General features: G+C 71.9%; 12 protein-coding genes. 8 read left to right on the top strand and 4 right to left on the bottom strand.

The window, feature by feature from the left end; genetic code table 11:
• Window position 1: 1 nt before the first annotated feature.
• A complete protein-coding gene (locus AB0F15_RS34430) occupies window positions 2-6,604 on the bottom strand; it encodes an RHS repeat-associated core domain-containing protein (protein WP_360279754.1) in 6,603 nt (2,200 codons plus the stop codon).
• A gap of 567 nt (window positions 6,605-7,171) precedes the next feature.
• On the opposite strand from AB0F15_RS34430, the gene AB0F15_RS34425 reads away from it, so the two are divergent.
• Both AB0F15_RS34425 and AB0F15_RS34420 read left to right on the top strand, forming a co-directional pair.
• The gene (locus AB0F15_RS34425; RefSeq protein WP_360279752.1) at window positions 7,172-7,843 is read left to right on the top strand and encodes a response regulator transcription factor; all 672 of its coding nucleotides are present in this window, start codon (window positions 7,172-7,174) and stop codon (window positions 7,841-7,843) included.
• On the top strand, window positions 7,840-9,222 hold the full coding sequence (locus tag AB0F15_RS34420; protein ID WP_360279750.1) for a HAMP domain-containing sensor histidine kinase: 1,383 nt from the start codon (window positions 7,840-7,842) through the stop codon (window positions 9,220-9,222). The genes AB0F15_RS34425 and AB0F15_RS34420 overlap by 4 nt, the downstream gene beginning before the upstream one ends.
• Here the strand turns inward: AB0F15_RS34420 and AB0F15_RS34415 are convergent.
• Window positions 9,202-9,726, bottom strand: a complete 525-nt coding sequence (locus AB0F15_RS34415) for an SgcJ/EcaC family oxidoreductase (protein WP_360279749.1) — start codon at window positions 9,724-9,726, stop codon at window positions 9,202-9,204. The two genes, AB0F15_RS34420 and AB0F15_RS34415, sit on opposite strands and share 21 nt — an antisense overlap.
• A gap of 155 nt (window positions 9,727-9,881) precedes the next feature.
• On the opposite strand from AB0F15_RS34415, the gene AB0F15_RS34410 reads away from it, so the two are divergent.
• A complete protein-coding gene (locus AB0F15_RS34410) occupies window positions 9,882-10,382 on the top strand; it encodes a hypothetical protein (protein WP_360279748.1) in 501 nt (166 codons plus the stop codon).
• A gap of 163 nt (window positions 10,383-10,545) precedes the next feature.
• On the opposite strand, the gene AB0F15_RS34405 is transcribed toward AB0F15_RS34410, so the two are convergent.
• Window positions 10,546-10,959 carry an STAS domain-containing protein gene (locus tag AB0F15_RS34405; RefSeq protein WP_360279746.1) on the bottom strand — a complete coding sequence of 138 codons (414 nt, stop codon included), beginning with the start codon at window positions 10,957-10,959 and terminating at the stop codon, window positions 10,546-10,548.
• A 194-nt stretch (window positions 10,960-11,153) separates the two neighbouring features.
• Between AB0F15_RS34405 and AB0F15_RS34400 the strand changes: the two genes are divergently transcribed.
• The 4 genes from AB0F15_RS34400 (at window position 11,154) to nrfD (ending at window position 18,120) form a co-directional block, all read left to right on the top strand.
• The gene (locus AB0F15_RS34400; RefSeq protein ID WP_360279743.1) at window positions 11,154-12,662 is read left to right on the top strand and encodes an MFS transporter; all 1,509 of its coding nucleotides are present in this window, start codon (window positions 11,154-11,156) and stop codon (window positions 12,660-12,662) included.
• A gap of 129 nt (window positions 12,663-12,791) precedes the next feature.
• The gene (gene fdh, locus AB0F15_RS34395; protein WP_360279740.1) at window positions 12,792-16,070 is read left to right on the top strand and encodes a formate dehydrogenase; all 3,279 of its coding nucleotides are present in this window, start codon (window positions 12,792-12,794) and stop codon (window positions 16,068-16,070) included.
• The gene (locus AB0F15_RS34390) at window positions 16,067-17,098 is read left to right on the top strand and encodes a 4Fe-4S dicluster domain-containing protein (RefSeq protein WP_360279737.1); all 1,032 of its coding nucleotides are present in this window, start codon (window positions 16,067-16,069) and stop codon (window positions 17,096-17,098) included. Before fdh ends, AB0F15_RS34390 begins: the two co-directional genes overlap by 4 nt.
• Window positions 17,095-18,120 carry an NrfD/PsrC family molybdoenzyme membrane anchor subunit gene (gene nrfD / locus AB0F15_RS34385; protein ID WP_360279735.1) on the top strand — a complete coding sequence of 342 codons (1,026 nt, stop codon included), beginning with the start codon at window positions 17,095-17,097 and terminating at the stop codon, window positions 18,118-18,120. Before AB0F15_RS34390 ends, nrfD begins: the two co-directional genes overlap by 4 nt.
• 381 nt (window positions 18,121-18,501) lie before the next feature.
• Here the strand turns inward: nrfD and AB0F15_RS34380 are convergent, their stop codons facing one another.
• Complete coding sequence (locus tag AB0F15_RS34380) at window positions 18,502-18,921, bottom strand: STAS domain-containing protein (protein ID WP_360279732.1); 420 nt, start codon at window positions 18,919-18,921, stop codon at window positions 18,502-18,504.
• Window positions 18,922-19,253: 332 nt separating this feature from the next.
• On the opposite strand from AB0F15_RS34380, the gene AB0F15_RS34375 reads away from it, so the two are divergent.
• Complete coding sequence (locus AB0F15_RS34375) at window positions 19,254-20,657, top strand: protein kinase (RefSeq protein WP_360279729.1); 1,404 nt, start codon at window positions 19,254-19,256, stop codon at window positions 20,655-20,657.
• Window positions 20,658-20,829 lie beyond the last annotated feature (172 nt).

Here is a 20,829-nt window from a genome sequence, read left to right as displayed (position 1 = left end):
GTCAACAAACAATCGTCTGGCCGCCGTACGGAGAATACGTGCGCGGCGCGGGCGCGGCGGTGCCGCCACCACCCCCACCCTCTTCGGCGTGCACGTTCAGGTCCCACACCGTGCCCGCAATGCCCGAAGTGAGGGAATTGAGGTTGGCGAACATGCCCCACGAACCGGGCGCGAAGCCCCAATCCGCCCAGGTGCCGATCGCGCCGAGCCCGGTCGACAGGATTCCCAGGCCGCACCCGATGCTGACCGGGTGCTGCCAGCACGTGACGCCGGTGCTCACGGCGCCGAGCGCGGTGGCCGTGACGTCCGCGACCACGCCGACCGTCACCACGCCCCCGATCAGGACGTCGCCGACGCCGAACGTCGCCAGGCCGAGGCCGATCGCGCCGACGGCGAGCCCCGCGTACCCGGCGTAGGTGCCGATGTCGCTCCAGGTGTCCGCGGACCAGCTGAACGGGTTCCACCAGCTCAGCCCGGTGATGTCGGTCAGGTTGAGCGGGTTGTCCGAGGTGTAGGCGTACGGCGAGTGCGTCTGGTCGACCTTCGGGTCCACCGTCAGGAAAAGCGCCGTCACCGGGTCGTAGTAGCGGGCGCGCAGGTACACCAGGCCGGACTCGGCGTCGGTGAACTGCCCGGTGAACTGCAGCGGGGTGACCGCCGTTCCGCTGTGCGTCGCCACCCCGTACGGGGTGTAGGAATACGTGCCGGTCACCGCGCCGGAGGCGTCGAGCAGGGCCCGGGTCGATCCCACCTGGTCGTGCACGAACCAGACCGAGCCGGCCGCGCCGATCTGTTCGATCGGGGCGCCGCCGGGGCCGTACAGGTAGGCGTTCGTGCCGTCGGAAAGGAGGCCCGGAGTCTGCCCGGCGTCCCAGACGAAGGTCGTGGTGGTGCCGCCGACGGTCTTCGCGACCCGGAGGCCGTCCCCGTCGTACCGGTAGGTCGCGGACGACGCGCCGGTGATCGCCGTCAGCCGTTCCGCCTGGTCGTAGCCGAAGGTCGTCGAGCCCGCCGTCTTCCGGGCGCCTTGTTCGTCCGATGTGTACGCCGTCGCGCCGCCGGGGACCGTCCCGCACGTGGGGTTCGCGGCCGTACCGGACGGCAGGGTCCAGCACAGCCGCCCGGCCGGGTCGAACGCCTGGGTGGCGGCGCCGACCTTGGTCGGGTTGTCGGCCGCGTCGACGCCGTAGGTCGTCGTGCCTTCGGCGGTCAGCTGGTTCTTCGGGTTGTAGCCGTAGGTCTGCGAGACCGTCCCCGTCTGGCTGGAGGCGAGCTGTCCCACCAGGTCCCGCCCGAACGTCATCGCGTACACCGTCGTGGCACCGGTGGCGGCCGACGTTCCGGCGAGCCGAGCCGCGTCGTCGTAGCCGTTGGTGACGGTGGTTCCGTTCGGGTAGGCCGTGGTCTTGACCCCGCCGTCGTTGTCGTACCCGAAGGTGGTCTTGTTCGTGTTCCAGTCCGTCACGGTCTTGAGCCGCTCGGCGTCGTCGAAGGTCCGGATCACCGCCGTGGTCCGACCCGGGTAGGTGATCGACGTCTGGTTGCCGTCGTCGTCGTAGCCGTACCCGGCCGCCGCGCCCGAACCCTGCGTCTGGGCGACGATCTCCCCGAAGCTGTTGTACGTCCAGGTCGAGGTCCCGGTGCCGTCGGTCATGCCGATCTTCCGGCCCGAGGGGTCGTAGCCGAACGTGACGCCCGGGGTCACACCGTCCGAATAGGACACCGTCTTCGTCCGGCCGGTCGCGTCGTACCCGAAGGTGGTGACCCGGCCGGCGGGGTCGGTCGTGGTGAGCTCGCGGCCCGCCGGGTCGAGGTGCGACACCGTGGTGCGGTGGTCCGGGTCGGTGCGCGAGGTGCGGCGGCCCTGCCCGTCGTAGCCGTAGGTGGTTCGGGCGGTCAGCCCGTCCAGGGTGTCGGCGACGGTGCCGTCGGGGTTGTAATCGGTCACCTGGGTGCTGTTGTCGGCGTTGGTGGTCTTGACCGGCTGGTCGGCCGGGTCGTAGGTCCACGCCGTCGTGTGGTTGTTCGCGTCGGTGACCGACTTCTTGTTCGAGTCGGCGTCGTAGCCGGTGGTACTCCGGTGCCCGAGCGGGTCCGTGGTCGAGGTGACGTTGCCGTGGGCGTCGTGGCCGTAGGTCGTGCAGCCCTTGGCCGGGGGCACGCAGCCGGGGCCGACCCCCACGGCCGTGCCGTTGCCGTCGACCTGCGAGGTCAGGAGTCCGGTCGCGGTGTCGTAGCCGTACTGGGTCTTGTCCCCCGCGCCGTCGGTCTCGGAGACCTTGTCGCCGAAGCCGTCGAACACCGTCGTGGTGGTCTTCCCGTTCGGGTCGGTCACCCGGGTCCGGTCCCCGGGGTGGGCGGCGTCGTCGTAGAAGTAGTTCGCCGTGCGGGTCGGCGCCGGACCGAAGTTCCCGGTGACGGACTCGACGACGTTGTTCGCCTTCGTCTTCGTGGTGGCCGTGACGTCGTGGACCCCGGCGGCGCCCGACGGGACGTGGCCGGCCTGATCGTACTGGTTCACCGTCGCGACGCCGCCGGGATCGATCGTCTCGAGGAGGTTCCCGGCGTCGTCGTAGGAGTAGTCGGTCGTGAAGCCGAGCGCGTCGGACTGCGACGTCCGGTTCCCGTGGTCGTCGTAGGTGTAGGTGGTCAGGTCGCCGTCGGCGTCGGTTTGGGTGCTGACCCCGAGGGTCACCGGGTCGTAGGTGTACGACGTCGTCCCGGCGTCGGCGGTGCCGTAGCCCTTGGTCTCCGAGACCAGTAGCGCGTTCTGGTACGTGTCGAGCGTCTGGTGCCCGGCCGGGTCGGTCACCAGGGTCTGGCCGGCGGCGAGGCCGCCGTCCGGGCCGTAGGTGAACGTCGTGGTGTGGCCGTTCGGGTCGGTCTGCGTCTTCACCCGCTCGGCGCTGTCGTACGTCATCGCCGTGACCGTCGTCGCCGGCCCCGCGAAGTTGGCCGGTGACCGCATCGAGGTCATGAGGTGGTTGCCGTCGTAGGTGTACCGGGCGTGGTCGTCGTCCAGTGTGGACGGTGTGCGGGTGGTGCCCGCACCGTAGACGTCGGTGAGGTTGCCGGCGGTGTCGTAGCCGTAGGTGACCTTGCGGCCGGCCGAGTCGGTCAGCGCCGTGATGTGGTTCCCGGTCCAGGTGAGGGTGTAAGCGCGCTGGGCGGGATCGGTGACGGTGGCCAGGTGGCCGGACCCGTCGTAGCCGAGGGTGAGCTGGTACGGCGGGGAAGCCTTGCTCCCGGCCGGGTCCGTGACGGCGGTCAGCCGGCCGCTCGCGACGTCGAAGGTGAAGACCTGGCTGCCACGGCGCGTGTAGACGTAGGTGCTGCCGGACTTGACCAGGGTCGCGTCGTACCGCGGCGCCGACACCGTGTAGCCGCCGCCGGCGGCGACGAAGGTGACCGCGGAGCCGTCCTCCTGTTTCACCGTGACGTTGCCGGTGGTGCCGTCGGTCGCGGCCGTGAGGTGGTAGGAGTCGGTCCAGCCGAAGCCGAACGGCCCGTCGGCGGCGAGCGCTTTGTTGGGCCCGCTGGGATCGGCGACGCTTTCGGCGTAGCTGCGCTTGAACTCCAGCGGCAGCCGGCCGGGCGTGCTCAGGTCGGTGAAGTCCTCGCCGAACGCGCCGGTCGCCGTGTCGACCGGGTCACCCGCGGTCCGCCGGCCGCAGCCGCACTGCACCCACGACGGGTTGGACCCCTTCGGCTCGTCCTGCACCCCGGGCGGGCCGCCGATCGGCTGGCCCGGCGTGCCACCCTGGGGCACGAACGCGACCGCGTCGAACGCGACGTCGAAGTCCGAGTAGCCGAAGCCGCCTTGGTCCTGCGAGCTGCCGTTGTTGTTCAGGGTGACGTTGCCGCCGTTCTGCATGGCGAACGTGCCGATGGTGACCCACTGCTCGGAGTTCCATGCCTGGTTGACCCGGATCTTCCACGGCGCGGCCCCGCCACCGGGGTTGACGTTGTAGACGACGTTCGTCGCCTCGGCGCCGAGGCCGGGCAGGTGCAGCTTGACCTTGTAGTACTGCAGCGAGGGCAGGTTCGGGGTCCACACGCCGGTGTTGATCAGCGCCGGGTTCGAGCCGTCTTCGGTGTGGGTGAACAGCACCCGGCCACCGAGGCCGGTGCCGAGCTGGTGGGTGTCGATCGCGCCGATCGGGTCGCCGGCGGAGTTCGTGCCGTAGGTGTAGCTGAACGTGCCGTTGTCCGACCAGTTCGCGGCGCCGCAGCCCTGCAGGTTCAAGCGGTTCGGCTCGTCGTCGACGATGATCGAGCCGCTCGGCACCTTGGCTGTGTCCTGGCTGCAGGTCGGCGGGTTCTGCGTCGGATTCGCGGGCTCGCTTCCCCCCGACACGGCGTAGGGACTGGTCGCGCACGTCGTGGCGCAGCTGGGGATCCACGTCACCGGGTTGTGCCACCAGCACTGGAAGTCGTCGAGCATGCAGTGGCTGGCGCCCGGGTTGGACGTGTTGGTGGCGTTCGGGTCGCACTGGTTCGCGGCGAGCGAGCACATCGCGGTGAAGGGCGCAGGCTGCACCCAGCGCTGGCCGCCGTTGTACGTCGGCTTCGCGTACGCCGGGCTGCCGTAGCGGATCAGCGGGCTGGCGGTCCAGCCGAGCACGCGCTCCTGGTACGGCCAGCTCGCCGGGTGCGCCGCGTCGGCGTAGGTGTCCTGCAGGTAGGGGTCGCGGTTGGGCGGGTAGTCCAGGTTGGCCGGGTTGTTGGTCCAGCCCAGCCCCCACGTGCCGTGCGGACCGGTGCACGACGGCCCCGGGGTGCAGCCGGTGGTGTTGCCGTTGGCCGCGTTCGGCTGGACACCCGAGTTGTACGCCCAAGCCGCGAAGTACCAGTTCTCCAGGTAGCGCGGGTCGGCGTTGTTCGCGGTGATGCCCGCGGAATACAGCTGGTTCCAGGTGGTCTCGAGGATCTGCAGGCCGGCGGCGATGTTCTCCTGGTAGTCGACCGCGACTTTCCACTGGCCGTGCTCGGACAGCGAGTGGTCACCGATGTGCATCCCGTCGGTGACCTGGCTGATGCCGTACCCGCAGTCGGAAGCGGCGTAGTTGATCGAGACGATGTCGCCGCCCGCGCCGTAGTAGCTGGCGATCAGCGGGTCGCCCGCCGTGCCGGCCGGGGCGTGCCAGGAGGCCTGCGACCAGTTGGACTCCTGGGCCATGATGCCCTCGAAGATCGACCGCGGCACCGTGTTCGTCCCACCCGACGGGTGCGACAGCGGGATCAGCGGGAAGTCGCTGTTGGGCGCGTAGGCGACCAGGCCCAGGTTGCCGAACCCGGCCGGGCGCGTGTAGGCGCTGCCGGTCAGCAGGCCCTGCTCGGCCAGCTGCACCGCCCAGTTGACCTGCGCCGGGTTCGGCTGCATCACCTGCCGGTTGGCGTTCAGCGGCGGCACGGCGCACTTCGGCGACTGCGCCTGCGTAGTGTCCGGGGCCGCCTTCGCCGCCGGAACCGCGTCGCCCCGGGGGCTCAGCCGGTTCTGGTGCGGCGCCTGGGCGGGCCGGGGCGCGGCGGAGTAGGTGGGCACCTGGGTGGCGGCGGCCCGGGTGGCGGCCGGGACCGCCGGGGCAAGGAGCTTACCGGTGTTCGTCGCCAGCAGTGCCGGCGTGGGCTTGTGCCCGTCGGCGTCCGGACCGAGCAGCGCGTCACCATCCAAAGAGGATGATTCGGCGCCGTGCGCGAGGGCGCCGTCGCCCACGCTGCGCACACCGGCGGCGGCCGGTGCGCCGGGCGCCACCGGAGCGGCGCCGGAAAGCACGGCGCGCCCGGCGCGGCCCTGGAACAGCTGCACCCGGCCCAGGTCGCCGGAACCGAGCGTGGTGACCACCCCGGCGTGCTCGTGCGCGGCGGTCGCGGTGCGGGTGCCGGGCTTGGCGTGCAGGAAGCTGACCCCGCCGTCGGCGGCCGGGCGCACGTCGTAGACATCACCGGGCAAGGTGGCCACCACAGCGGGGTTTCCCTTGGCGGTCAGGGAAACGAGCCGGTTTCCCACCACGCCGACGACGCCGGGGGCGGCCGGGACGGCGGAGGTGATCTGCCCCGGCGCGGTCACGTCCGCGTCGATCTTGCCGGTGGCCAGGTTCGCGGTGAGCAGCCGCGTCCGCCCGTCGAGGGCGACGGTGAACACCGCGGTGTCCCCGGTGCCGCAGCCGGGCGAGTAGTACTTGAGGCCGACGCCGCCGGCCAGGGCGCGCACGACACCGGAAGCGAGGTCGACGGAGTAGGCGAACGCGCCGTGGTCCCGCGCGGCCTGGGTGTTCACCGCCGAAGCGGGCAGGATCGCGACCGCGGCGTACTTCCCGTCGCCGGAGACGCACTGGTAGCCGGTCCACGAACCGTCGTCGAACCCGGCCGGGTGGATCAGCGCGGCCTCCTGCCAGGCGAACCCGGCGGCCTCCCGGCCCAGTTCGACGTGGTAGCCCTGTGCATCGCCGTAGCCGTCGACCGCGAGGTCGGCGGACTTCGCCGCATCCGGCCCGAAATCCGCCGGTTTCGGCGCGGCGGCCGGCTGAGCGGCCACGGCGGGTTTCGTCGCCGCGGCGACGACCGAAGCGGACGCACCGATCAGCGCGAAAACGGTGAGCAAAACCGTCAGACCCCGGAAACCGGACATTCTTCGAGCGCCCACGACCTCACCGGACACGGCAGATCCTCCCCCAGGAACGAGCGGCCACCGGATTCCCGGACGCCACGGGAAAATCTAACCGCCCGATCCTCGGCACCCATCACCCATTGGAGTGATCTTCGACGGGCCGATGTCGCGAATGAGCTATTCACGACGTTACCACCCCCGTAACCCGCGGATCCATCCTGTCCGATTCGCCCCCGAAATCGTCGAAAAGCGCACTCGCGCACAAGATGTGCTCTTCCACCAAGCCGGCTGCTCGTGACCATCTGGCCGGTCATCGGCAAAACTGACTGCCATCCGGCGAACCAGACAGATTTCTTCTGTGGTTCGAGAATCTTACCCGCTTCGCGAGAAGCACCATTCCACACTGCTGGATCATTGCGCGGGATACCCGGCGAATGCCGTCGGTGTTTCGGCGACCACGCCGGGCTTTCCGAGGAATTGAGGCACAGTCCGCCGGGTCGTTCGCGTCGCGGAGCCCGTCAGCCCGTGCCGCACCGGCCGCTGACCTGGCATGATCCGTACGTGCGGGTACTGCTGGTGGAGGACGACCGGCCGATCGCCGACTCGCTGCGGCGCGGTCTGGTGCGGTACGGCTACGAGGTGACGTGGGTGCGGACGGGCGCGGAGGCGCTGGCGGCCGGGCCCGCGGACATGGTGCTGCTCGATCTCGGACTGCCCGATGTGGACGGTCTCGACGTCTGCCGCGAGCTGCGGGCGCGGGGCGACGTGCCGATCATCGTGATCAGCGCGCGGGCCGACGAGGTCGACCGGGTGGTCGGGCTGGAGATCGGCGCCGACGACTACGTGTCGAAGCCCTTCGGCGTCCGCGAGGTGATCGCGCGGATGCGGGCGGTGGCGCGCCGGGTGCGGCCGCCTGCCGACGCCGATGCGCAGCCCCCCGATTCGCTCGCCGGCGGGCGACTGGTCATCGACCGCCGGGCGCGGCGGGTGCACGTCGACGGCGCCGAACTCGCGCTCTCTCCGAAGGAGTACGACCTGCTGGCCTTCCTCGCGGACGCGCCGGGTGCGGCGCTCACCCGCGAGCAGATCATGGAGGCCGTCTGGGACCCCCACTGGTTCGGCCCGACGAAGACCCTGGACGTCCACATCGGAGCGTTGCGCCGGAAGCTCGGCGACGCGGCCGTCGTCGAAACGGTGCGCGGGGTGGGGTTCCGGCTGGTGGCGGCCGGGTGAGCGGCCCGACGTCGTTGAACCGCCGTCTCGTCGTCAGCTACGTGCTGCTGGTGGCGATCGCGATCGCCGCGTTCACCGTGCCGGTCGCGTTCGTGCTCACCCGCCAGCTGCGCGGGGACGTCGAGACGTCGGTGCGGCGGGAAGCCGACACCGCCGCGCTGCTGCTCTCGGCCGGGGACCTCCCCTCCCGGCAGGCACTGGCGCGGCTGGCCGAGGCGTACGACAAGGAGACGCCGGGACGCCTCGACGCCGTGCTCGCGGACGGCACCGCTCCGGGTCCGCTGCCGGTGCCGCCGTCCGCGGACGACGCCGCCTTCCGCGACGCACTGGCGGGGCAGGGCTTCGCCCGGTGGACGCACTCGGTCGCGCTCGGCGCCGACGGTCTCGTGCTGGCCGTCCCCGCCCGGGACGCGGCCGGCCGGGTCACCGGGGCGATCCGGGTCAGCTACCCGTCGGCGCCACTGGCCGCCCGACAGCTGCAGATCTGGGGCTTCCGGGCGGTGCTCGCGGTGGCGGTGCTCCTCGTCGCCGCGTTACTGGGCGCGTTCCTCGCGCGGCGCCTGACCCGGCCGTTCCGGGAACTCAACCAGCTGGCCGGTCGGCTGCGCGACGGTGAGCTGACCGCGCGCGCCGAGGAGTCCGGGCCGGTCGAAACCCGCACGCTCGCGCGGACGCTCAACAACGCCGCCGAAACCATCGACACGCTGGTGCGGGCGCAGCGGGCGTTCATCGCCGACGCGTCACACCAGCTGCGCACGCCGCTCACGGCGTTGCGGCTGTCGCTGGACAACATCGCCGACGGCGTGCACGACCCGGACGTGCACGAGGACGTCGACCAGGCCACGGCCGAAGTGGTCCGGATGAGCAGGCTGGTGAACGGCCTGCTGACCCTGGCGAAGGCCGAAGCGGCGATCGGGGCGCCCGAACCGGTGCGGGTCGCCGAGGTGGTCGCCGGGCGGCTCGGCGTCTGGCGCGCGGTGGCCGCCGACCGCGGCGTCGAGCTGCGCCAGGACGACGCCGACGCGGACCTGCTCGCCATGGTCAGCCCCGGGCACCTCGAGCAGGTGCTGGACAACGTGCTGTCGAACGCCCTGGAGGTGTCGCCCGACGGCGGCGCGGTCACCGTGTCGAGCGGCCGCCGGGAGGGCCACGCGATGGTGGAGATCACCGACGAAGGCCCCGGGATGTCCGAGGCCGAGCGGGGCCGGGCGTTCGACCGGTTCTGGCGTGGGCAGGGCCGGACCGGCCCGTCGGGGTCCGGTCTCGGCCTGGCCATCGTGAAGCAGCTGGTCACCGACGACGGCGGCACGGTGGTCCTCGCCGACGGCGACGGCGAGGGCCTGTGCGTCCGGATCGGGTTACCCCTCGGGCATCGCTGACGAGTGGTGGTTGACGATCAGCCACCGGCCCTCGTGCAGCTCGTAGACGTAGGTGTAGCGCGCCCGTACCCGCTGGCTCTTGCCGTCCTTGGTCAGGACGAACTCGTAGACGCCGGTGTTGACCGCGGTGTCGGCGTCGAGGACGTCGACGATCTCGTCCTCGATCACCCCCTGCGGCTTGCTCTGCAGGAACTTGGTGAAGTAGTCGACGATCTCCGCCCGGGTGCGGCGGACCTCGTTGGACACCGTGGGCAGCAGCACCGCGTCCGGCGCGTAGAGGTCGGCCACCTTCTGCGGGTCGCCGGTCGCCAGCGCCGCGTTCCACTGCGGGAACAGGTCCGCGATCTGCTGCTGGGCGGGCCGCGCCGGAGCCGCCGCGGCGCCGGCCGGCGGGGCACCGGCCGGCGGCGCGGCGGGCGTGGTGGCGGTACTGGTGCCGCAGCCGGCCACCGCCGCGGCCGCCACCGTCGTCACCACGATCGCACCCATCGGAATCTTGCGCATTTTTGCCTCCTGGCCGGGAATCCCTGGTAAATCCACTGTGGAACGGCGACCGGAAGGGGAATTACAGCGCGCGGACAGGAACGGGGAAAAGTTCGGCCAAGGGGGCCGCATCCGCTCGGTCTGCGCACCACCCGGAAGAGTGCTATTTGATCGTTATGAGTGAATCACCGAACTACCCGCAGTCGCCGGCTCCCACCTCGATGGACCAGGCCACCGCCCCGCCGCGGCCGCGCACGATCGAAGGCGCTTTCTGGGCCTTCATCGTCGCACCCGTGATCGGGTTGATCGGCGGTCTGCTGATCTTGGGCAACCGGGACAAGATCGCCGCCACCCTGCGCGACGCCGACCGGCAACGCGGCGGCACGCTCACCGACGCGCAGATCGACCAGACGGCGAACGTCACGATGATCACCGCGGTGGTGATCGCGGTGCTCATCGCCGCGCTGTACCTGCTGTTCGCCTTCAAGCTGCGCGCCGGCCGGAACTGGGCGCGCATCGTGCTGACGGTGCTCGCCGGCCTGCAGCTGTTCTCGGTGCTGACCGGGGAGAGCACGATCGGCAGCTACCTCGCGGTGCTCGCCGCGGTGGTCGGCGTCGTGTTGTCGTTCACGGGTCCGTCGAACGCCTACATCGCGGCGGTCAAGGGCCGGCACTGACCAGCTCCGCGGTCCGGCCCGGGCCGGACCGCCGCGCGGTGGCGCTCGAGCCCCCGGTCCGGCCGGCGCGGCGCCCGGCCGCCGAACACCCGGCGCCGGGTCACCACCCGGTTCCCCCGGCCTGCCCACGAAAGCCGAGGGCCGCACTGTCCTCTCCGGACAGTCAGCTGTTCCACATCCGGGCGGTCAGCCGGAGGAACTCCCGGCCGTCACCGACCCGCAGCGCCGCGCCGCGATCGGGGTAGACGTCCAGCACCCGGTCCGTCCCGGTCATCCGCAGCGCCCGGCTCACCACCGCGTTGCCGCCGGTGACGACCCTGAGCCGGGCGTTCCGGGCGGCGGCCTGGCCCGTCACCGCATTGAGCACGCGCAGCCCCGCCGCGCCGAGGAAGTGCAGTTCCGCGAGGTCCAGCACGATCACCCGCGGTGGCGGGCGCACGGCCAGTGCGGCGGCCACCGCCTCGCCGACGTCGACGATCGTCCCGGCGTCGAGCTCACCGGCCAAGGCCAGCAGCACCGGCTCGCCGCGGGAGCACGAGACCCGCAACCGCCCCTTCGGGGGCACGGAGGACGCCACGCGGAAACACCCCATCTTCGGAGGACCGTCAGGAACGGGCAGCACCACGGCTCCTGCGCGACCCGCCTTCGGCCAGGCTAGTGACGGTCCGCGGCTGATCACAAGCGGTGACCGCACGAGTCGACCCGATCGTGTTTCGCGGGCGACGGACGGGGGAAGTCACGCTGGGCGGTTCAGCTCTCAAGGAGGTTGTCATGGCGGCAACACCCGATTCGGCGTCGACCGGGGTGCGGACGCTCATCCCTGCGCGCATCGACCGGTTGCCCTGGTCCCCCTTCCACACCCGGATGGTGGTCGCCCTGGGGGTGGCCTGGATCCTCGACGGCCTGGAGATCACGGTGGCCAGCGCGGTCGCCGACACCCTCACCAAGCCCGAGACCTTGAACATGTCGTCGGCGGCCGTCGGGCTGCTGGCGACGATCTACCTGGCCGGCGAGGTGGTCGGGGCGCTGTTCTTCGGCAGTCTGTCCGACAAGCTGGGACGCCGGAACCTCTTCATGCTCACCCTGGCCGTCTACCTCGTCGGCAGCGGCCTGACCGCGCTGACCCTCGGCAACGGCGTCGGCTGGGTCGTCTTCCTCTACGCCACCCGGTTCGTGGCCGGCATGGGCATCGGCGGCGAGTACGCCGCGATCAACTCCGCGATCGACGAGCTGATCCCGGCCCGCTACCGGGGCCGGGTGGACATCGCGGTCAACGGCACCTACTGGGCCGGCGCCGTGCTGGGGACGGTCGGCACGTACATCCTGCTCAACCGGATGGACCTCTCGCTGGGCTGGCGGCTGGGCTTCCTCATCGGGCCGGTGCTCGGGCTGGTGATCCTGCTCGTGCGGCGGCACCTGCCGGAGAGCCCGCGGTGGCAGATCATGCACGGCAAGGCCGAGGCCGCCGAGGAGTCGATCACCCAGATCGAGCAGGAGGTGGAGGCCACCGGCCGCAGCCTGCCGCCGGTCGACGAGAAGAAGGCGATCGAGGTGACGCCGGCCGAGCGGATCGGCTACGTGGCCCTGGCCAGGGTGCTGTTCCGCGACTACCCGTCGAGGGCCGTCCTCGGCGCGTCGCTGATGATCAGCCAGTCGTTCCTGTACAACGCGATCTTCTTCACCTACACACTGGTGCTGGGCAAGTTCTACGGGGTGTCCTCGGCGGCGACGCCGATCTACCTCATCGCGTTCGCGGTGGGCAACCTGGTCGGCCCGTTCACCATCGGGCACCTGTTCGACACCCTCGGCCGGCGCAAGATGATCTCCGGGACGTACATCGTGTCCGGGGTCCTGCTCGCGATCACGGCGGTGCTGTTCTACGCGGGCGCGCTCAACGCGATCACGCAGACGATCGCGTGGTGCGTGATCTTCTTCTTCGCCTCCGCCGGTGCCAGCGCGGGCTACCTGACGGTGAGCGAGATCTTCCCGCTGGAGGTGCGAGCGAAGGCGATCGCGGTGTTCTTCGCGATCGCACAGTGCTTCGGCGCACTGGGCCCGGTGATCTACGGCGCCCTCATCGGCACCGGCGAGCACCCGGTCCGGCTGTTCATCGGCTACCTGCTCGGCGCCGCGGTGATGATCGCGGGCGGCCTGGTCGCCCGGTTCCTGGCGGTGGACGCCGAGGGCAAGTCCCTGGAGGAGATCGCCCAGCCGCTGGCCGCGGCGGGACGGCGGGGCCGGACCCGCGCGGAAGGGGCGTCCTCGCCCTTCTCGACCTGACGGGAAGACGGGAAAGCCGTCGCGCCGGGAACGAGCTTGCGGGTTCGTTCCCGGCGCGACAACACTTCCCCACCGGTTTAGGCTCGATGGGGTCCGGGTAGCCGCACTCCGACGCGAGCGGGAGGTGACATGGGACCGCGGAAGTGGCTCGAATCCTGGCCTGTCTACCGCCAGCTGACCGGCACCGACCCGCTCGGCCGGGGCAAGGCGGCGGAGTCCCCGCGGTCCGAGGCCCTGGCCCCGCGCACCGCGAGCGCCGACCGGGTGGCCAAGTCCGTCTGCCCCTACTGCGCCGTCGGGTGCGGGCAGCAGGTCTTCGTCAAGGACGAACGGGTCGTGCAGATCGAGGGCGACCCGCACAGCCCGATCTCCCGCGGCCGGCTCTGCCCCAAGGGATCCGCGAGCAAGCAGCTGGTCACCGGCCCGCAGCGCGAACAGAAGGTCCGCTATCGCGCGCCCTACGCCACCGAGTGGACCGAACTGGACCTCGGCACGGCGATGGACATGGTCGCCGACCGGGTGCTCGACGCCCGCCGCAAGGGCTGGCAGGACACCGACGACCACGGTGCCCCGCTGCGCCGCACCACGGGCATCGCGAGCCTCGGCGGCGCCACCCTGGACAACGAAGAGAACTACCTGATCAAGAAGCTCTTCACCGCGCTGGGCGCGATCCAGATCGAGAACCAGGCCCGTATTTGACACTCCGCCACGGTTCCCGGTCTGGGGACTTCCTTCGGTCGCGGTGGCGCGACGGACTACCAGCAGGACCTGCAGAACTCCGACTGCGTCGTCATCATGGGCTCGAACATGGCCGAGGCGCACCCGGTGGGGTTCCAGTGGGTGATGGAGGCGAAGGCGCGGGGAGCCGAGGTGTTCCACATCGACCCGCGCTTCACCCGCACCAGTGCGCTGGCCGACGCCCACGTCCCGCTGCGCGCGGGCACGGACATCGCGTTCCTGGGCGGGGTGATCAACCACATCCTGAGCAACAATCTGGACTTCCGGGAGTACGTGGTCGCCTACACCAACGCCTCCTTCCTGGTGAGCGAGGACTACCGGGACACCGAGGAGCTCGACGGCCTCTTCAGCGGTTACGACGAGGCCAAGGCGGCCTACGACCCGTCGACGTGGCACTACGAGAACACCCGGCCGCGCGACACCGCGCACGGCAAGGAGACCTCGGCGTCCGACCAGCACGGCTCGGGCGGCCCGGTGCTCGAAGGCGGCAGCGAGGAGATCGCCGCCGACCCGACGCTGCAGCACCCCCGGTGCGTGTTCCAGATCCTCAAGCGCCACTTCGCCCGCTACACCCCGGAGCTGGTCGAGGCCACCTGCGGGACACCGAAGGAGCTCTTCCAGCGCGTCTGTGACGCGTGGACGCACAACTCGGGCCGCGAACGCACCGCCGCGCTGGTCTACAGCGTCGGCTGGACGCAGCACAGCGTCGGCGCGCAGTACATCCGGGCCGGGTCGATCATCCAGCTGCTGCTCGGCAACATCGGGCGGCCCGGCGGCGGGGTGTTCGCGCTGCGCGGGCACGCCAGCATCCAGGGCTCGACCGACATCCCGACGCTGTTCAACCTGCTGCCCGGCTACCTGCCGATGCCGACCCCTGAGCACACCACCCTCGCCGAGTACCTCGACAGCATCCGCGGCGACAAGCAGAAGGGCTTCTGGCGCAACGCCGACGCCTACACCGTGTCGCTGCTGAAGGAGTACTGGGGCGACAAAGCCACCCCCGACAACGACTTCTGCTTCGGCTACCTGCCGCGGATCAACGGCGACCACGGTACCTACCGCACGGTCATGGACATGGTCGACGGCAAGGTGTCCGGCTACTTCCTGCTCGGGCAGAACCCGGCCGTCGGCTCCGCGCACGGCAGGCTGCAGCGGCTCGGCATGGCCAACCTCGACTGGCTGGTGGTCCGGGACCTCACGATGATCGAGAGCGCCACCTTCTGGAAGGACGCGCCGGAGATCGAGACCGGCGAAATCGTGCCGGAGCAGTGCCGCACCGAGGTGTTCTTCTTCCCCGCCGCTTCGCACGTCGAGAAGGAAGGGACGTTCACCCAGACCCAGCGCATGCTGCAGTGGCGCGAGAAGGCCGTCGAACCGGCCGGGGACCAGCGCTCGGACCTGTGGTTCTTCCACCACCTCGGGCGCCTGGTCCGGGAGCGGCTGGCCGGCTCCGCCGACGAGCGCGACCGGCCGGTGCTCGACCTCGCCTGGGACCACGCGGTGCACGGCGACGAGCCGTCCGCCGACGACGTGCTGCGGCGGATCAGCGGCCAGGACCTCACCACCGGCAAGGAGGTCTCCGGCTACCTCGACCTCAAAGCGGACGGCAGCACCTCCTGCGGCTGCTGGATCTACAGCGGCGTCTACGCCGACGGCGTCAACCAGGCCGCCCGCCGCAAGTCGCGGTTCGACCAGGACCTCTACGCCCACGAGTGGGGCTGGGTGTGGCCGCTGAACCGGCGGGTGCTCTACAACCGCGCGTCCGCCGACCCGCAGGGCCGGCCGTGGAGCGAGCGCAAGGCCCTGATCTGGTGGGACGCCGAGAAGGGCGAATGGACCGGCCACGACGTCCCCGACTTCGAGAAGACCAAGCCGCCGGACCACGTGCCGGCCGCCGGCGCCGTCGGCCCGGCCGCCCTGCGCGGCGACGACCCGTTCATCATGCAGTCGGACGGCAAGGCGTGGCTGTTCGCGCCGACCGGGCTGGCCGACGGCCCGCTCCCGACGCACTACGAGCCGCACGAATCGCCGTTCCGGAACCCGTTCTACACCCAGCAGGGGAACCCGGCGCGGAAGGTCTACGGCCGCCGGGACAACCCGGCGCACCCGTCGCCGCCCCAAGCCGGCGTCGAGGTGTTCCCGTTCGTGTTCACCGCCGCCCGGCTGACCGAGCACCACACCGCGGGCGGGATGAGCCGGACGCTGCCGTACCTGTCGGAGCTGCAGCCGGACCTGTTCGTCGAGGTGTCCCCCGAACTCGCGAAGCTCCGCGGGCTCGCGCACCTGGGCTGGGCGCACGTCGTCACCGCCCGCGCGGCCGTCGAGGCGCGCGTCTTCGTGACCGACCGGATGGCCCCGCTGCGCGTGCAGGACCGGGTCGTGCACCAGGTGTGGATGCCCTACCACTGGGGCCAGGGCGGCCTGGTCCCCCGCGACGTCGTCAACGACCTGTTCGGCGTCGTGCTGGACCCGAACGTCTTCATCCAGGAAAGCAAGGTCGCCACCTGCGACGTCCGGCCCGGGCGGCGGCCGCGCGGCGCCGCGCTGCTCGCGTTGCTCGAGGAGTACCGCACCCGCGCGGGCATCACGCCGGAAACGGGTACGCAGGTGGCGACCGTGCACGACACCCGGCACGTCGAACCCGGCCACGCCACGGAGGACAGCTCATGACGATCGAGAACCGGCTGTCCGGGCCGCTGCCGGACGTCGCCGCCGAGGCCGGGCACACCGGGCACCCGCCGCGCGTCGGGTTCTTCACCGACACGTCGGTGTGCATCGGCTGCAAGGCCTGCGAAGTCGCCTGCAAGGAGTGGAACAACGTCCCCGAGGACGGGCTCGACCTGCTCGGGATGTCGTTCGACAACACCGGCGCGCTCGGCGCGAACTCGTGGCGGCACGTGGCCTTCATCGAGCAGGAGCGTCCGCTCGGCGACCAGTCGCCCGGGCTCGCGGGGCTGCCGACGGGGGCGTCCGCGATCGACGTGACCACCGCCTTCGTCGCCGAGGAACTGCGGGAGGCACCGCGCGGCGGCGGCGGACTGGGCACTTCGCCGTTGCCGCGGGCACCGGAAGACCTCGGAATGCCGTCGTTCGACCTGCCCGGCGCGAAGACCGGCGCGGACGGCCGGACGGACTTCCGCTGGCTGATGGCGTCGGACGTGTGCAAGCACTGCACCCACGCCGGCTGCCTCGACGTCTGCCCGACCGGCGCGCTGTTCCGCACCGAGTTCGGCACGGTCGTGGTGCAGCAGGACATCTGCAACGGCTGCGGCTACTGCGTTTCCGGCTGCCCGTACGGCGTCATCGACCGCCGTCCCGGCGACGGGCGGGCGCAGAAGTGCACGCTCTGCTACGACCGGCTGCACGACGGCCTCGAACCGGCGTGCGCCAAGGCCTGCCCGACCGACTCGATCCAGTTCGGCGAACTCGACGAGCTGCGCGAGCGGGCGGCCCGCCGCGTCGAGGACCTGCACGAGCGCGGCGTGCCCGAGGCGCGGCTCTACGGCCACGACCCCTCCGACGGCGTCGGCGGCAACGGCGCGTTCTTCCTGCTGCTGGACGAACCCGAGGTCTACGGGCTGCCGCCGGATCCGGTGGTGCCGACCCGCGACCTGCCCGCGATGTGGAAGTACGCCGGGATGGCCGCGTCGGCGCTGCTCGCCGCCGCGGTCGCCGCGTTCGGAGGACGCCGCCGATGAGCGAAGACCCCCTGCTCCGCGAACCGCGCAGCGACGCACAGGCCGCCGACCGCCGGGCGCGGACGTTCGGCCGCCGCAAGCGGGGCGGCTCCCGCGAAGAGCTGATGGTGCCGCGGGCCGAGTTCCGGTCGTACTACGGCCGTCCGGTGCTCAAGCCGCCGGTGTGGGAGTGGAAGGTGCCGGCGTACCTGTTCACCGGCGGCCTGGCGGCGGGCACCTCGCTGCTCGCCGCCGGGGCCGACCTGACCGGCCGACCCGGCCTGCGGCGGGTGGGCCGCACCGGCTCGCTGGCGGCGCTGCTCGCCAGCGTCTACCTGCTGGTCGCCGACCTCGGGCGGCCGGCCCGCTTCCACCACATGCTGCGCGTCGCGAAACCGACGTCGCCGATGAGCGTGGGCACGTGGATCCTGAGTGCGTTCGGCCCGGGGGTGGCCATCGCCGCGGCCGCCGAGGTGCTGCCCGCCGGGCTGCGCCGCTCGCTGCCCGGCCGTCTCCTGCGCGCGGCCGCGCGGCCTGCAGGGCTGTCGTCGGCGATCGTCGCCCCGGCCGTCGCGTCCTACACGGCCGTGCTGCTGTCCCAGACCGCGGTCCCGGCCTGGCACGAGGCCCACGCCCAGCTGCCGTTCGTCTTCACCGGCTCGGCGGCCGCGAGTTCGGGCGGCTTCGCGATGGCGCTGGTACCGGTCGAGCAGGCCGGCCCGGCCCGCGCACTGGCCGCCTTCGGCGCGGCGACCGAGCTGGTGGCGGGCAAGGTGCTGGAAAAGCGGCTCGGGCTCACGGCGGAGGCCTACACGACCGGCAAAGCCCACCGGCTGCGCAGGTGGTCGGAGCGGCTGACGGCCGCCGGCCTGCTCGGCACACTGCTCGGGCACCGCAGCCGCGCGCTCTCGGTGGCGGCCGGGACGGCGTTGTTCGCCGGAAGCGCGTTGCAGCGTTTCGGGGTGTTCGAGGCGGGCGTGGAGTCCACAAAGGACCCCAAGTACGTCGTGGTGCCGCAGCGCCGGCGGCTCGAGAAGCGGTGACCGGCGGGAGCCCGGTCTCGGGGAGGTAGCCGAGCGGCGGCGGTGCCGAGGAGTCGCTTCGCCCGCGCCGGGACACCACGGCAGCAGCCGAGCGGGGCGGCCCGCAGAGTCGCTTCGCCGCGACGGGACACCACGACAGCAGCCGAGCGGCGGCGGCCCGGCTACCGGGCTCGCCCGCGCTGGGGAGCGCGCGGCACCTCGGCGACCCATCGCCGGGTGGCGCGGACCCACCCACCCGCAGCGGAACGACTCCGCACCGAGCCGACTGCCCAGCGCAGGGGCGGCGCGCCTGCCGGGCGCGCCCGGCAGCGGCGGCTGCGCCCACCGCGCGACAGCGCGGCGGCAGCAGCAGCGGCGCACGGCAACGCCAAGCCACGACCGTCAGCGGCGCCCGCTTCCCCGCAACCGGGGCAGCACCGCGAGCCACTCCAACGCCGCCTCGACACTCCGGTGGATCGGCAGCACCTGCTCCAGCCCCAGCACCCGGACCGGCCGCGTGACCGCGCGCCCCGGGGCGGCGATGGCGAACGGCACTCCGGTGACGTGGGCCTCCGAGGCCGCCACCAAAAGTTCCGTGATTCCGCCCGCCCCGCAGAACACGACTCCGGTCAGGTCCAGGACCAGCGCTCGCGGGGCCAGGTCGAGCTCGTCACCCAGCCGCATCCGGAGCCGGGCGAGGGCGGGCAGGTCGATCTCTCCGCGGACCGCGACGACCGTCGCCTCCGCTGTGGCGGTCACCCGCAGGGTCATCGCGGACGGGACGTCGACGCGGGAGCGTGGAGCGGCGATCTGGTCGAGCACACAGGCCTCCTCGAAGCGAGGTACGGCCGGGAAGGCGGGCCCGCCTCCCGGCCCACCTACGGGATGGGCACGCAGGGGAACGAGTGGGCGGCTGCCGGTTGAACCGCGATGCCCCACACCGTACGCCCCCACGAGCCGCGGTTCCCGGCCACCACCGAATTCGTCGAATTCGGGCGCCGGCACGACGATTTTCCGGAATGCGCACCGGAGGTCGAACACGTCGATCCGGATAACGGTTCCCGCGCTAGCCGGTGCCGGAGCCACACCGGTCGTCGATCTTCTGCTAAAAAGTGCTTCGTTTTCGCGGTTCATCGACCGACGCAGGGGTACGGGTGGCTTTCGAGGAACAGCTCGTCAACGGGCGGTACCGGCTACTGGGGCACCTCGGCCGCGGTGCGATGAGCCTCGTGTGGCGGGCCAGGGACGAGCGGCTGGACCGCGTGGTCGCCGTCAAGCAGTTCCTGCACGAGCCGGCGAGCGACCCCGGCGCGGGCGCCGACGTCTGCGAACGGGCGATCCGCGAGGCGCGGCTGGCCTCGCGGCTGCGGCACCCGCACGCCGTCGCGGTGTACGACGTCTTCGAAGACGCCGGCTCGATGTACCTGGTCATGGAGTACGTGCCCGCCCGGTCGCTGACCGAGCTCATCATCGAGCGGGGACCGCTGCCGCGGTGCGACGTGCTGCGGCTCGGGCGGCAGGTCGGCGCGGCGCTGGCCGCCGCGCACGGCGACTGGATCCTGCACCGGGACGTCACGCCCAACAACGTGCTCGTCACCGAGGACGGCACCGCCCGGATCACCGACTTCGGGGTGTCGCGCGCGCTCGGCGAACACCCCGCCGCCGACGATGGCGTCGTCGTCGGCACGCTGCCCTACCTGGCTCCGGAAGTCGCCCGGGGCGGCGAGGCGGGCCTGCCGTCCGACGTCTACTCGCTCGGCGCCACGCTCTACACCGCCCTGGAGGGCACCCCGCCGTTCGGCACCAGCGACGATCCGATCACCCTGCTCCGGCGGATCACCGAGAACCAGCTCACCCCGCCCGTCCACGGCGGCCCCCTGACCCGCGTGCTGCTGCGGATGCTCGAACGCGATCCGGCCGCGCGCCCGTCGATGCAGGAGACCGTGGAGCTCCTGGCCGCGGTGGGCAAGCCGGTGCCGGTGGCCGTGCCCCGCCGCCGGTCCCGGCTGCGCCGCGCCGCCGCGACCGGGGCGGCCGCGTGCGTGACGTCGGTGGCCGTGGTGGCCGGCCTCGCCCTCGCCGACCGGCCGGGGGAGACCCCCGCGGCCCCCGCCGAGCACCCGCCGACGACCGTCACCGCGGACCGCACCGTCCGCAGCACCACGACGGCCCCCGCACCGGTACCGGTGCGCGCCTCCGAAGGGCCGGCGCGACGCCCCGCCTCCGCCTCCGTCTCCGCCGCTGCCGCACCCGGCGGCTGCACCGCGCGCTACGAGGTCACGAACGCCTGGCCGGGCGGCGCCCAGGCGCAGGTGACCGTGCACAACGACCGGGCAGCGCAGCTCACCGGCTGGACGGTGACTTGGGTGCTCCCCGGCGGGACCGGCATCCGGGACCTCTGGAACGGCACCCTCACCCGGGACGGCTCGGCGGTGACCGTCACCGACGCGGGCTGGAACGCCTCGGTCGAACCGGGCGGCTCGGCTACGTTCGGGTTGAACGAGGTCATCTCGGCCGCCAGCCCCGCCGTGCCGGTCCTCGGCTGCCGGCCGAACTGATCACCCGGCACCGTTATCCTTCCGTCACAACCGGATCGGCATTTCTTCCGTAGTGGCCGGTTCGATTTCCGGCATCCGGAACGAAAACGTCGAACGCATTTTCGTACCCCCACCCAGGTGAGTGAATTACGCCGAGAGGCCGAACTGCCCGCCGGAACCGGCCGTGTTCCCC

This window comes from Amycolatopsis sp. NPDC026612 (genome assembly GCF_040638285.1).
Taxonomy (GTDB): domain Bacteria; phylum Actinomycetota; class Actinomycetes; order Mycobacteriales; family Pseudonocardiaceae; genus Amycolatopsis.
The sequence above is the reverse complement of the archived record's forward strand: the minus strand, read 5'-3'. Positions and strand labels throughout refer to the sequence as shown.

Bases quoted from the DNA above. Each gene is read 5' to 3' on its own strand.
- AB0F15_RS34415 (WP_360279749.1), bottom strand. From the start codon at position 9,726: ATGCGCAAGATTCCGATGGGTGCGATCGTGGTGACGACGGTGGCGGCC.
- AB0F15_RS34410 (WP_360279748.1), top strand. From the start codon at position 9,882: ATGAGTGAATCACCGAACTACCCGCAGTCGCCGGCTCCCACCTCGATG.
- AB0F15_RS34390 (WP_360279737.1), top strand. From the start codon at position 16,067: ATGACGATCGAGAACCGGCTGTCCGGGCCGCTGCCGGACGTCGCCGCC.
- nrfD (WP_360279735.1), top strand. From the start codon at position 17,095: ATGAGCGAAGACCCCCTGCTCCGCGAACCGCGCAGCGACGCACAGGCC.
- AB0F15_RS34400 (WP_360279743.1), top strand. From the start codon at position 11,154: ATGGCGGCAACACCCGATTCGGCGTCGACCGGGGTGCGGACGCTCATC.